The organism is Stenotrophomonas sp. 112478_Sma, from assembly GCF_056479905.1.
The window spans coordinates 946,207-958,838 of record NZ_CM151072.1 but is presented as its reverse complement, the minus strand read 5'-3'; the positions used below and the strand labels follow the sequence as shown (position 1 = coordinate 958,838).

Sequence of the window (12,632 nt, the reverse complement as noted above, 5' to 3'; positions counted from 1 at the left end):
TTCCCTGGCCTTCGAAGAGTCTGTCCATGAGCACCGCTGCCCCCACCGCCCCGACCCTGATCATCGTCAGCGGCCTGTCCGGCTCGGGTAAATCCGTCGCCCTGAAGACGTTCGAGGACCAGGACTACTACTGCTCGGACAACCTGCCGATCCAGCTGCTGCCGGACTTCGTGCGCAGCCTGCTGGCCCACCATGACGGCGCCGCGCCGCGCCGGCTGGCGGTCGGCATCGACGTGCGCGGCCAGGCCGACCTGAGCCAGCTGGCCAACTGGCGGCAACTGGCCACCGATGCTGGCGTGGAAACCAAGGTGCTGTTCTTTGAAGCCAGCGACGAGGCGGTGCTCAAGCGCTATGCCGACACCCGTCGCCGCCATCCACTCAGCCAGCTCGGTCTGTCGCTGCCGGAAGCGATCGCCCGCGAGCGCGAACTGATCGCACCGCTGCGCCAGGAGGCCGACGCGATCATCGACACCAGCGCGCTCAACGTGCACCAGCTGCGCCGCCGCATCATCACCGAGTTCACGCTGGACCACGCAACCCGCCTGTCGCTGCTGTTCGAATCGTTCGCCTACAAGCGTGGCGTGCCGGCCGAAGCGGATTTCGTCTTCGATGCGCGGGTGCTGCCCAATCCGCACTGGGATCCCGAGCTGCGTGCGCTCAGTGGCCGCGAGCCGGGCGTGCGCGACTACCTGGAAGCCCAGCCGGACGTGCAGTGCTACCTCGCACAGCTGATGGGTTTTCTCGACACCTGGCTGCCGAAGCTGGGCGACGGCACCCGCAGCTACGTGACCGTGGCCTTCGGCTGCACCGGCGGCAAGCACCGCTCGGTCTATCTGGCCGAACGGATGGCCCGGCATGCCCGCGAAATGGGCTGGGAAGACGTGGCCACCTATCACCGCGAGCAGGATTGAGAGGCCCGGCCGGGGTGCGCCCGACCGCCCCGCGGAGAGGCGGGATGGGCCGGCAGGCGGGGGACGCTGAATACGGGACACAGTGCCCCTCATCTGCGGCTATCGCCAATTCACCTTGACCTGTTAACGTGCAGTAATGACCTGTGGCATTCTCCTCGTAACACATCCCGGGGTCGGCGCCGCCCTGCTTGACGTGGCGACCCGGCTCCTGCGGCAGCTGCCGTTGAAGACCGAAGCTTTCGAAGTACCGTTCGACGCAGACCTGGATGCTCTGCTCCCCCTCGCCTCGGCCGCGCTGCGGCGGGTTGATGGTGGAGAAGGCGTGCTGATCCTGACCGACCTGTACGGCGCCAGCCCCGCCAACCTTGCCGGGCAGCTGGCCCGGCTGGGGACCCCGGTTCGCCGGGTGTCGGCGCTGAGCCTGCCGATGTTGCTGCGGGTGATGAATTATCCGGAACAGGCACTGGATCAACTGCCCGCCACCGCTGCGGCGGGTACCCGTAATGGAGCGATAGTCGACGATGCTTGAACGAGAACTCACCGTCAGCAACCGCCTGGGCCTGCATGCCCGGGCCACCGCCAAGCTGGTGCAGACCCTGGCACCGTTCCGGTGCAACGTGACCATGGCTGCCAAGGGCCGCGAGATCAACGCCAAGAGCATCATGGGCGTGATGCTGCTCGCTGCCGGCCAGGGCACCCCGGTCACCGTGCGCATCAGTGGCGAAGACGAAGCCGCCGCGATGGACGCGGTGGTCGACCTGTTCGAACGCCGCTTCGACGAGGACAGCTGATCGTGCCGCGCGCCCGCGCCGGCCAGCTCCCTTCCGGCCAACGGCCGGTCCAGCTGCTGGCTGGTCATGGCGCTGCGCGGGGTTCGGCGATGGGGCGTGCACGCGTGCGCCTGCCGCATGCGCTGGACGTTGCCGAACAGCGCGTGGCACCGCAGCAGATCGAAACCGAGCTGACGCGCCTGCATCACGCCGTGGATGCCGCGCGCGCGGAGATGCATGAGCTTCGGCAGCGCCTGCACGGCGCACTGAACCAGGAAGTAGGCGAATTCCTCGATCTGCACGCGCTGCTGCTGGACGACCCGGAGCTGCTGTTCGGCCTGGATGAGCTGATCCGCAGCGGCCCGTACAGCGCCGGATACGCCCTGCGCCTGCAGCGCGACCGCCTGGCCAAGGTCTTCGATGGCATGGACGATGCCTACCTGAAGAGCCGCATGGACGATCTGGATCATGTGATCGGCCGCATTCACGCCTTCCTGCAGCCGGAGCGTGCGCCGGTGATGAAGGGGCTGGCCGGCGAGATCCTGGTCTGCGACAACATCGCGCCGTCCGAGCTGGCACAGCTGCAGGCACAGGGCGTCGTAGGCATCGTCACCGCCGCCGGCAGCGCGCTGTCGCACAGCGCCATCCTCGCCCGCAGTCTGCACCTGCCACTGATCGTCAACGTTCCGCAGCTGCTCAGCCGCGTTGCCGATGGCGACGTGCTGATCGTCGATGGCGCCGACGGCAGCATCACCGTCAACCCGCAGGCCGACAACCTGCGTGACTATCGCGCACGGCTGAAGGAACACGCCCGCGAGCAGCGGGAGCTCGGGCGCCTGCGCAGCAAACCCAGCCGTACCCGCGACCAGGTCGACATCGCCCTGCTGGCCAACGCCGAATCGCTGGAGGACGTAACCCAGGCCCACGCCCTCGGCGCGCAGGGACTGGGTCTGTACCGCACGGAATTCCTGTTCCTGCAGCGCAACGAACTGCCGGACGAGGAAGAACAGTTCCGGACCTACCGCGACGCCGCGCTGGGCATGAGCGGGCGGCCGGTGACCATCCGCACCCTCGATCTGGGTGCGGACAAAGCGGATCGTACCGGCCTGACCCTGAGCAACGAAGAGAACCCGGCGCTTGGCCTGCGGGGCGTGCGCCTGTCGCTGGCACGGCCGAAAGTGGCCGACACCCAGCTGCGGGCGATTCTGCGTGCTTCGGCCTATGGCAAGCTGCGGGTGCTGGTGCCGATGATCAGCACGCGCGAAGAGCTACTGGCCGTGCGCCGGCGCATGCTCAAGCTGTCCGAACAACTGCGCGCGGAAGGACACATGGTGGCCGACCACGTGCCGCTGGGGGCGATGATCGAAGTACCCGCCGCTGCTCTGGCGCTGGAGAGCTTCATCGACCTGGTCGACTTCCTGTCGATCGGCACCAATGACCTGGTGCAGTACCTGCTCGCGGCCGACCGCAACAACGAGGCGCTGGGCGAACTCTACTCGCCGCTGCACCCGGCGGTGCTGCGCCTGCTGCAGATGGTGATCGAGACCGGCGCACGCCATCGTGTGCCGGTGGCGGTGTGCGGCGAGATCGCGGGGGACGCACGCATGGCGCCGCTGCTGCTGGCACTGGGCCTGACCGAGTTCAGCCTGCATCCGGGCACGCTGCTGGAAGTCCGCCGCGCGATCCGCGAGGCCGACCTGGCATCCCTGCGCGCCCGCGCTCCGAAGCTGCTGGCCGCGCGGGACCGTCGCGGCATCGAGCGCTGGCTGGCACTGGTGGCCGATACGCCCTGACGGCCGCGCTGCGCGCTCGCCGGGCATGGCCCGGCGCTACCACCCCACGCATCCCGCTCGCCGGGCATGGCCCGGCGCACCACCGCGTGTACCTTCCCGGTAGCGCCGGGCCATGCCCGGCGGAATTCATGGACCCCGCTGGCCGCAGACACCGGGGTATGCGTTGAAACATCCCCTTGCGATAATGACGCGCTGAACACCCTTGTTGCCGCATCCTTGCCAGGATCGCGGCTTTTCTTATCCCGCGGGAGCTGCGATGGCTGAAGCTGTACGCCACGACAAGACTGCGCGCCAACTGCGGATGCTGTCCGATGCACTGGACAGTGGCCGGCTGGGACCGGTGCGTCGCCTGGTCAATACTCTGGCCCCCGCCGAGATCGGCAACCTGCTCGAATCGCTGCCGCCGGGAAAGCGCGAAGTCGTGTGGGGCCTGGTCGATCCGGAAGATGACGGCGAGGTGCTGGTCCACGTCGGCGACGACGTGCGCGAGAGCCTGCTCGCGGACATGGACCCGGACGAGATCATCGCCGCGGTCGAAGACCTGGACATCGACGACCTGGCCGATCTGGTCGAGGACCTGCCGGACACGGTCATCGACGAAGTCCTCAAGTCGATGGACCGCGAGAACCGCGAGCGCCTCGAGCAGGTCCTGTCCTACCCCGAGGACAGCGCTGGCCGCCTGATGAACCCGGACGTGGTGACCGTGCGCGCCGACGTCAACGTCGACGTGGTGCTGCGCTACCTGCGCCTGCGCGGCGAACTGCCGGATCATACCGACCACCTGTTCGTGGTCAGCCGCCGCCATCAGTATCTTGGCCGTGTCTCGCTTGCAGCGCTGGTCACCCATGAAGACACCACGCCGATCAACCGGTTGATCGACGACGAACAGCCAGCGATCGATGTCGGCGAGAGCGACCAGGAGGTCGCCCGCCAGTTCTCCGACCATGACTGGATTTCCGCGCCGGTGGTGGACGACAACAACATTCTGGTCGGCCGCATCACCATCGATGACGTGGTCGACATCATCCGTGGCCAGGCCGAGCACCAGGCGCTGGGCGCCGCCGGCCTGGACGAGGACGAGGATCTGTTCAGCCCGGTGTGGCGCGCGATGCGCCGTCGCCTGATGTGGCTGTCGGTGAACCTGTGTACCGCCTTCCTCGCCTCCAGCGTGGTCGGTCACTTCGAAGGCACGATCGACAAGCTGGTGGCGCTGGCGGTGCTCATGCCCATCGTCGCCGGCCTCGGCGGCAACGCAGGCACGCAGGTGCTGGCGTTGATGGTGCGCGGCCTGGCGCTGGGCCAGGTGGGCGCATCCAATGCACGCACCCTGCTGTGGAAGGAAGTGCGGGTGGCACTGCTCAACGGCCTGTTGCTGGGTTCCGTGCTGGGCCTGATCGTGCTGGCCTGGTTCCATTCGCCGGGGTTGTCGGCGGTGATCGCCATCGCGCTGACCTTCAACCTGCTGTTCGCCGCGCTGGCCGGTGTGCTGGTGCCGCTGACCCTGAAACGTTTCGGCTTCGATCCGGCCTTGGCCAGCGGTATTTTCCTGACCGCCGTGACCGATTCGATGGGCTTCTTCACCTTCCTCGGCCTGGCCACCCTGGTGCTGCTGCACTGACCGACCTGCGCCCTGCCCCCGGTCGGGGCGCGGGGCCCATTCCCACTGGAACACCCCATGGCAACCACGATCGAAAACTACTTCCAGCCGGGTTGGCGCGACCAGCTGCATACCTGTGCCGCGTGCGAATGGAAGGGCAGTTCGCGGGCAATGGTGATGGAGCTGGACGAGGACGCCACCGAGTACGACTGCCCGGTGTGCGAGAACCCGCTGCTGGTGGTGCTGCACCCGGATCTGGCACAGGTACGGGCCGCCGCCGCCGAAGGCAACGCTGAAGCGCAGGAGCAGCTGGACATCGTCGCCAGCGCCCCCCGGCCCGAGTGACGCGCTGCACCATGCTGGCCAGGCGCGACTGGACTACCATGAAAACGATTCCAGATCAGGAAACGCGCTCATGGTTCGTCTGCTTGCACGCTGGTTGCCGCTGCTGCTGGTCCTGATGGTAGGAGGCTGCGCCAGCACCGCCGAACGGGCGCACGGACGCTTCGAGGCGCGTGCGGTGAAGGTGGATGGCCGGACGGCCTATTACCAGGTGTTCATTCCGGCGGGCCTGCAGCCGCGTGGTTCGGCGCAGCAGGGTGCCGCGCCGGTCGATGTGCCCGTCATCCTGTTCCTGCACGGCTCTGGCGAGCGCGGCGGCGATGGCGTGAAGCAGACCCACGCCGGGCTCGGCCCGTACCTGCGCGACCACCGCGACTTCCCGGCGCTGGTGGTGTTCCCACAGGTTCCCGGGCACGAGGAATGGAGCGGCCGCAACAACCGGGTGGCCCTGGCCGCACTCGACGCCACCCTCGCCGAGTTCGGTGCCGACCCGGCCCGGCAGTACCTGACCGGCATGTCGATGGGCGGCTACGGCAGCTGGAACATCGCACTGGATGACCCGCGCCGTTTCGCGGCGATCGTGCCGGTCTGCGGTGCGGTGCTGGCCCCCCGCGCGGTGCGGCCGACCCTGTTCGTGGAGCAGGTCGCCAACGAAGCCGATCCGTATGCCGCGATTGCACAGCGCCTGCGGCACACGCCGATCTGGATCTTCCATGGTGCGCTTGACGATGTGGTGCCACCAGACGACGACCGCCGCCTGCACGCCGCATTCCAGGCCACCGGCGCCGCCGACGTACGCTACACCGAGTATCCGCAAGGTAACCACAACGCCTGGGATGCCACCTACGCCGATGCGGCGATGTGGACGTGGTTGTTCAAGCAGAAGCGCTGAGCCATAGCTTCGGTAGTTGCCAACCTTGGTTGGCACTGGCCTACCTGAAACCAACCCATTCCCCGATGTTCACTGGAAGCAGGCCCGTCCATGCTTGCTCCATGCAGAACACACGTCTCCTGCTCGGTCGTCCCTCCAGCATCGGCCTCAGCTATATCCTCACCACCGTCGTCCATGACCGCGCGCCGCTCTTCACCAACGCCGCAGCGGCCGCCTTGGCAGTCCGCGAATTCCAGCGACTGGATCAGGAAGGCTTCACCCGCTCGATTGCGTACGTGGTCATGCCCGACCACATCCACTGGCTGGTCGAACTACGTGCGGGAACGCTGGAAACCGTCATGAAGCGTTTCAAGTCGCGCACCGCCCAGCAGGTAAACCGGTTGCTGGGGCGAGTCGGGCGCTTCTGGCAGGCCTGCTATCACGATCATGCGATCCGCTCTGACGAATCGTTGCACCGGCATGCGATGTATCTGATGGGAAATCCGATCAGGGCCGGGCTGACGACGCGGCTTGGGCAATATCCCCATGCATGGTGCGAATGGGAGCTTGGCGCTTCGTGTGATCCGCTCGACAACTTGGGCGCGGATGGATAGTGCCAACCAAGGTTGGCATCTACCAGAGCGGTGCGCGGACAAGCCGCGCGGTAAGTGTGTCAACCAAGGCTGACACCTGCCAAAGAGGGGTTCAGCCCAGCAGGGTTTCCAGCACGGCCATGCGCACGGCGACGCCGTTGGCGACCTGGCGCAGCACCCACGACTGTGGGCCATCGGCCACATCGTCGGTCACTTCCACGCCGCGGTTGATCGGGCCGGGGTGCAGCACCGCGGCGTCCTTGCCGGCGCGGGCCAGGCGTTCGCGGGTCAGTCCGTACTGGTCGTGATACTGCTCCAGCGACGGTACCAGCCCTTCTTCCATGCGCTCGCGCTGCAGGCGCAACATCATCAGTGCGTCGACCCCTTCCAGCATCGCGTCGAAATCCTCGCCCACCACGCAGCCCTTCAGGGTTTCGTCGTCCGGCAACAGGGACTGCGGGCCACACACGCGGATCTCGCCCACGCCCAGCGTGCGCAGTGCGTGCAGGTCGGTGCGGGCCACGCGCGAGTGCTTTACGTCGCCGACGATCACCACCTTCAGCTTCGAGAAATCCGGGCCCTTGGCCTGGCGCAGGGTCAGCATGTCCAGCAGGCCCTGGGTGGGGTGCGAACTGCGCCCATCGCCGGCGTTGACGAGGGCGGTGCCCTCGCCCGCCGCTTCGGCCAGGGCGGCCACGGCACCATCATCGGGATGGCGCACCACGAAACCGCGCACGCCCATCGCTTCCAGGTTGCGCAGCGTGTCGCAGGCGGTTTCGCCCTTGCGCGTGGACGAGGTCGACGCATCGAAGTTCAGCACGTCGGCGCCCAGGCGCTGCGCGGCCAGCTGGAACGAACTGCGCGTGCGGGTGGACGGTTCGAAGAACAGCGTGCACACCGCGGAACCGGCCAGCACGTGCCGCTTGTTGCCGACGCGGCCGACCGCCGCGTCGCGGATCTGGCCCGCGCGGTCGAGCAGCTGCAACAGGGTGTCGCGGGGCAGGCCCTCAAGAGTCAGCAGGTGGCGCAGGCGGCCGGAGGCATCGAGTTGCTGGGCGGTCATGGCGGGAATCGTGCAGTCAGGGAATGGGAGTGGCGTCGTCCGGCGAGGACAGCCAGCGGTCGATGATCACCGCCGCAGCCACCGCATCGAGCGCGGCCGCATCACGGCGGCGCTTGCGCCCTTCGGCGCGCTCGACGGCGAAGCGGCGGGCGGCTTCCACCGAGCTTGAGCGCTCGTCGATCATCACCACCGGCAGCTTGAATCGTTCCCGCAGCTGGCGGGCGAAGCCCTGCGCGCGCTTGCGGTTGGGTTGGTCCTGGCCGTCGAGCGTCAGCGGATCGCCGACCACCAGGCCATCGGGCTTCCATTCCTTGATGAGGCGTTCGATCGCCGCCCAGTCCGGGCCGTTGCCGTGCACGTCGACCACGGCCACGGCACGCGCGTGCGCGGCGAAGGCACTGCCGATGGCCACACCGATCCGTCGCGCGCCGACATCGAAGCCGAGCACGGTGCCATCGCGACGGAGGGCGGCCGGCTCAGACATGGCCGCTGTAATCGGTGAGCCGGAACAGATCCACGCCGATGCGCGAGGCCGCGCCCTGCCAGCGCTGCTCCAGCGGCAGCTGGAACACCAGTTCGGCGTCGGCCGGCACGGTCAGCCAGCTGTTCTCGGAAAGCTCGCTTTCCAGCTGCCCGGCGCCCCATCCGGCGCAGCCAAGGGTCACCACGGCATTGGCCGGGCCTTCGCCGCGGGCCATTGCTTCGAGGATGTCGCGCGACGTGGTCAGGTACAGGCCATCGCCCACCGTCAGGCTGGAATCCCAGGGCCGCGCATCGTCGTGGATGACGAACCCGCGCTCGGGATGTACCGGCCCGCCGTTGAGCACCATGCGCGCCTGCAGGTCGCCATCGCTGGTGGCGATGTCCATCTGCGACAGCACCTCGCCCAGCGTGTACTCGGACGGCTGGTTGACCAGCACGCCCATCGCCCCGTTCTCGTCGTGCTGGCAGATCAGCGCGACGCTGCGGGCAAAGGTCGCGTCGAGCAGCGACGGCAGCGCGACGAGCAGGTGATCGGCAAGGGAAGTGGGAGTTGCGGGCATGCCGCCATTCTAGCCGCTGGCCGCCCCCGATGCCTGCACCTGCCGGTCACGGCGCGCATAATGACCACCCCGTACCGCAGGAGTTCGCCTTGTCCGGATATTGCCTGATCGCCCCCGGCCACCCGGTGCACGACTACTACCACGCGCACGAGTACGGCTTCCCGCAGCGCGACGAACGCGAGCTGTTCGAGCGGCTGGTGCTGGAGATCAACCAGGCCGGCCTGAGCTGGGAGACCATCCTGAAGAAGCGGGAAGGATTCCGCGCGGCCTACGATGCCTTCGACGTGGACCGGGTCGCGGCCTATGCCGAGCACGACATCGAGCGCCTGCTCTCGGACCCGGGCATCATCCGCAACCGCCTGAAGGTGCTTGCCGCGATCCACAACGCACAGGTGATCCAGCAGCTGCGTGCGGACCACGGCAGCTTCGCCGCCTGGCTGGACGCGCATCACCCACGCAGCAAGGCTGACTGGGTGAAGCTGTTCAAGAAGACCTTCCGCTTCACCGGCGGCGAGATCACCGGCGAATTCCTGATGAGCCTGGGCTACCTGCCGGGTGCGCACGCCGCAGACTGCCCGGTGCATGCGCGGCTGCTGAAGCTGTCACCGCCCTGGCTGCAGGCCGTCGCCCGCTGAACCGGACCCGCCGGGCGTGGCCCGGCGCTACCACGTACCGGTTCCGGTAGCGCCAGGCCATGCCCGGCGAACGCGGAATGCGCGCTTACACGCCCATGTAACGGCCGGGCCGGTGGTTGAACATCAGCACCAGGCTGAGCACCACCGCGCCGATCGCCGAATACATCACCTTGGACGGCGAAAGCACGAAGAACGCGGCGATCATCAGGCAGGCATCGTAGGACATCTGCACCTTGCCGGCGCTCCAGCCACGGGTCCGCTGCAGGTAGACCGCCAGGATGCCGATGCCGCCCAGGCTGGCGCGGTGGCGGATGAAGAACAGGATGCCCAGCCCCGACAGCGCGCCGCCGACGATCGCCGAGTACAGCGGATGGATGTGCGAGAAATCGATCCAGTGCGGCAGCAGATCGGTCAGTACGCCGCAGGCGGTAACCGCGGCAAAGGTCTTCAGGGTGAACTCCCAGCCCATGCGCCGCAGCGCCACCCAGTAGAAGGGCAGATTGACCAGCACGAACACCAGCCCGAAGTTCCAGCCCATGGAGTAGTGCAGCAGGAAGGCCATGCCGGCCATGCCGCCGATCATCAGCCCGCCCTTGGCAAAGATGGCCAGGCCCAGCGAGGCCACCATCGTCGCCAGCACCATGCCCTGTACGTCCTCGGCCACCGAGTGGCGCAGCGCTTTCTCGTCGGCGGTGGTACCGGCGCTGTCCGGCGGCGGAGTCAACGGACCGGCGGTGACCAGGTGGCCGTCAGCGTCGTCGCACGGCGCGGGGCCATGGGAAGGATGGGACATGCGGGTGGGGGACAGCGGGGGGAGGCGGTATTAGACACGATCCGCATGACAGTTGCAGATGAAATCGTTCAGCTGGATGCGCCGCCCTGCCTGAGGGCTCCCCGGAAAGCATCAGCCTGCGCGGCAGCGGGGCAGCGGCGGCGCCGTATCATTCCCGCATGCCGCGCGAAAACCTCAACGACCTGCAGGCCTTTGTCCACGTCGCCCGCGAGGGCAGCTTCACCCGCGCGGCCGCCCAGCTGGGTGTCTCACAGTCCGCGCTCAGCCATGCCATGCGTGGCCTCGAAGAGCGGCTCGGGGTGCGCCTGCTGACCCGGACCACCCGCAGCGTCTCCACCACGGAGGCTGGCGCCCGCCTGCTCGCCACGCTGGCACCACGCCTGGCCGAGATCGAGCACGAACTGGCCGCGTTGGCCGAGTACCGCGACCGCCCCGCCGGGACCATCCGCATCAACGCCACCGGCCACGCCGCTGAGTATCTGGCGTGGCCACGGCTGGCCCCCCTGCTGCAGCGCTTCCCCGACCTGAAGATCGAATTGACCACCGACTATGGCCTGGCCGACATCGTCGCCGAGCGCTATGACATCGGCATCCGACTCGGCGAGCGCCTGGCACGCGACATGATCGCCGTGCCCATCAGCCCGCCGCTGCGGATGCGTGTGGTCGGTGCCCCGGGTTATTTCCGTCAGCACGCCGCCCCCGCGCATCCGCACGACCTGGCCAGCCACAACTGCATCACCCTGCGCCTGCCCACCCATGGCGGACTGATGCCATGGGACTTCGGCCAGGATGGCCACGAACTGAGCGTGCGCGTGAGCGGGCAGTGGACCTTCAACACGATGGGCATGACCCGCAGCGCAGCACTGGCCGGCAGCGGGCTGGCCTGGCTGCCGGAAGACCAGGTCCTGCCGATGCTGGACGATGGCCGCCTGCAATCGGTGCTGGACGACTGGTGCCCGCCGTTCGATGGCTACTACGCGTACTACCCCTCGCGCCACCACGTGACCCTGGCGATGCGCACGGTGCTCGATGCCCTGCGCGGGCCGATGATGGACCGATGAGTGCAGGCCCAAGGCCCGCACCCACCACGATCAGCCCTTGACCTGCGCCGCACGCTGGGCGTTGTAGCGCTCGCCGACGATCGACACTTCATCCAGCGCCTGCGCGATGCGCTGCCGTTCTTCGCTCGACAGCTGCAGGTCCACCGCTCCCAGGTTCTCTTCCAGGCGATGCACCTTGGTGGTGCCCGGAATCGGCACGATCCAGTCCGCCTGCGCCAGCAGCCAGGCCAATGCCACCTGTGCCGGGGTGGCACCGCGGGCGGCGGCAATGGCGCCGATCCGGTCCACCAGCGCCTGGTTCGCCCGGCGCGCTTCGACTGCAAACCGCGGCACGGTGTTGCGGAAATCGTCGGCCTCGAACGTGGTCTCTGCACTGATCGTACCGGTCAGGAAGCCCCGGCCCAGCGGACTGAACGGTACGAAACCGATGCCCAGCTCCTGCAGGGTCGGCAGCAGTTCGCGCTCCGGCTCGCGCCACCACAACGAGTATTCGCTCTGCACCGCAGCCACCGGCTGCACGGCATGTGCACGGCGCACGGTGGCGGCACTCGCTTCGGAGAGCCCGAAGTGGCCGACCTTGCCTTCGGCAATCAGGTCGCGCACGGTACCGGCGACGTCCTCGATCGGCACATTGGGATCGACACGGTGCTGGTAGAACAGATCGATGTGGTCGGTACGCAGGCGCTTGAGGCTGGCTTCGGCCACGGCACGGATGTTCTCCGGGCGGCTGTCCAGCCCGGTATCGGCCTGGGCATTCCTGAAACCGAACTTGGTGGCGATCACCAGCCGGTCCCGATGCGGCGCCAGCGCCCTGCCCAGCAGGGCCTCGTTGGTGTACGGGCCATACACCTCGGCCGTGTCGAAGAAGGTGACCCCGCGCTCCACGGCTGCGTGCAGCAGCGCGACGCCCTGCTCCAGTTCCACGGGCTTGCCGTAGCTGTGGCTCAGGCCCATGCAGCCCAGGCCGAGGGCGGAAACCTTCAGGCCGCTGCGGCCGAGTTCACGTGTCTGCATTGTCATGCTCCAGAGGGGGAGCGCTGACGATACGCCTGCGGCCCCATCGGATTGAACCGGCTGCGCCGCAGTCGGTCATGACTGGATTTCATGAATCCGCCCGCCCCGGTGATCTTCCGCGGCGCCGGGCGATGCCCGGCTGCCGT

The 12,632-nt window shown here is 67.9% G+C and carries 15 protein-coding genes; 10 read left to right on the top strand and 5 right to left on the bottom strand.

The features are described 5' to 3' along the window. Positions 1-26: 26 nt before the first annotated feature. The 8 genes from rapZ (at position 27) to ACZK08_RS04440 (ending at position 6,898) form a co-directional block, all read left to right on the top strand. On the top strand, positions 27-911 hold the full coding sequence (gene rapZ / locus ACZK08_RS04475) for an RNase adapter RapZ (protein ID WP_053519414.1): 885 nt from the start codon (positions 27-29) through the stop codon (positions 909-911). Between the two features lie 136 nt (positions 912-1,047). Next, positions 1,048-1,440, top strand: coding sequence for a PTS sugar transporter subunit IIA (locus ACZK08_RS04470; protein ID WP_065174531.1), 393 nt, complete (start codon positions 1,048-1,050; stop codon positions 1,438-1,440). After that, positions 1,433-1,702: an HPr family phosphocarrier protein gene (locus tag ACZK08_RS04465; protein ID WP_053519412.1), complete on the top strand. Its 270-nt coding sequence runs from the start codon at positions 1,433-1,435 to the stop codon at positions 1,700-1,702. Before ACZK08_RS04470 ends, ACZK08_RS04465 begins: the two co-directional genes overlap by 8 nt. Before the next feature lie 2 nt (positions 1,703-1,704). Beyond that, a complete protein-coding gene (ptsP, locus tag ACZK08_RS04460; protein ID WP_065174530.1) occupies positions 1,705-3,474 on the top strand; it encodes a phosphoenolpyruvate--protein phosphotransferase in 1,770 nt (589 codons plus the stop codon). A gap of 256 nt (positions 3,475-3,730) precedes the next feature. Further along, entirely contained in the window at positions 3,731-5,092 is a 1,362-nt protein-coding gene (gene mgtE, locus ACZK08_RS04455; protein WP_053519410.1) for a magnesium transporter, read from the top strand. 57 nt (positions 5,093-5,149) lie between these two features. Next, the gene (locus ACZK08_RS04450) at positions 5,150-5,416 is read left to right on the top strand and encodes a hypothetical protein (protein ID WP_053519409.1); all 267 of its coding nucleotides are present in this window, start codon (positions 5,150-5,152) and stop codon (positions 5,414-5,416) included. A 70-nt stretch (positions 5,417-5,486) separates the two neighbouring features. Next, positions 5,487-6,305, top strand: a complete 819-nt coding sequence (locus ACZK08_RS04445; RefSeq protein WP_065182434.1) for a carboxylesterase family protein — start codon at positions 5,487-5,489, stop codon at positions 6,303-6,305. Positions 6,306-6,406: 101 nt separating this feature from the next. Next, on the top strand, positions 6,407-6,898 hold the full coding sequence (locus ACZK08_RS04440; protein ID WP_065182435.1) for an REP-associated tyrosine transposase: 492 nt from the start codon (positions 6,407-6,409) through the stop codon (positions 6,896-6,898). A 91-nt stretch (positions 6,899-6,989) separates the two neighbouring features. Here the strand turns inward: ACZK08_RS04440 and ACZK08_RS04435 are convergent, their stop codons facing one another. From ACZK08_RS04435 to ACZK08_RS04425, 3 genes are read right to left on the bottom strand one after another with little or no spacing between them, the layout of a single operon-like run. Then, positions 6,990-7,940 (bottom strand): aspartate carbamoyltransferase catalytic subunit, encoded by a 951-nt coding sequence (locus ACZK08_RS04435; RefSeq protein ID WP_053519403.1) that lies wholly within the window; start codon positions 7,938-7,940, stop codon positions 6,990-6,992. 16 nt (positions 7,941-7,956) lie between these two features. After that, entirely contained in the window at positions 7,957-8,424 is a 468-nt protein-coding gene (ruvX, locus tag ACZK08_RS04430; RefSeq protein ID WP_053519401.1) for a Holliday junction resolvase RuvX, read from the bottom strand. Continuing rightward, positions 8,417-8,983 (bottom strand): YqgE/AlgH family protein, encoded by a 567-nt coding sequence (locus ACZK08_RS04425; RefSeq protein ID WP_065182436.1) that lies wholly within the window; start codon positions 8,981-8,983, stop codon positions 8,417-8,419. Before ACZK08_RS04425 ends, ruvX begins: the two co-directional genes overlap by 8 nt. A gap of 89 nt (positions 8,984-9,072) precedes the next feature. Between ACZK08_RS04425 and ACZK08_RS04420 the strand changes: the two genes are divergently transcribed. Then, on the top strand, positions 9,073-9,618 hold the full coding sequence (locus ACZK08_RS04420; RefSeq protein ID WP_065182437.1) for a DNA-3-methyladenine glycosylase I: 546 nt from the start codon (positions 9,073-9,075) through the stop codon (positions 9,616-9,618). Between the two features lie 85 nt (positions 9,619-9,703). Here ACZK08_RS04420 and ACZK08_RS04415 read toward each other — a convergent pair whose 3' ends face one another. Next, the gene (locus tag ACZK08_RS04415; protein WP_263177737.1) at positions 9,704-10,411 is read right to left on the bottom strand and encodes a YitT family protein; all 708 of its coding nucleotides are present in this window, start codon (positions 10,409-10,411) and stop codon (positions 9,704-9,706) included. A gap of 158 nt (positions 10,412-10,569) precedes the next feature. On the opposite strand from ACZK08_RS04415, the gene ACZK08_RS04410 reads away from it, so the two are divergent. Next, the gene (locus ACZK08_RS04410) at positions 10,570-11,472 is read left to right on the top strand and encodes a LysR family transcriptional regulator (protein WP_053519263.1); all 903 of its coding nucleotides are present in this window, start codon (positions 10,570-10,572) and stop codon (positions 11,470-11,472) included. A 30-nt stretch (positions 11,473-11,502) separates the two neighbouring features. Here the strand turns inward: ACZK08_RS04410 and ACZK08_RS04405 are convergent, their stop codons facing one another. Further along, positions 11,503-12,486 carry an aldo/keto reductase gene (locus tag ACZK08_RS04405; protein ID WP_065182439.1) on the bottom strand — a complete coding sequence of 328 codons (984 nt, stop codon included), beginning with the start codon at positions 12,484-12,486 and terminating at the stop codon, positions 11,503-11,505. Between the last annotated feature and the right edge of the window lie 146 nt (positions 12,487-12,632).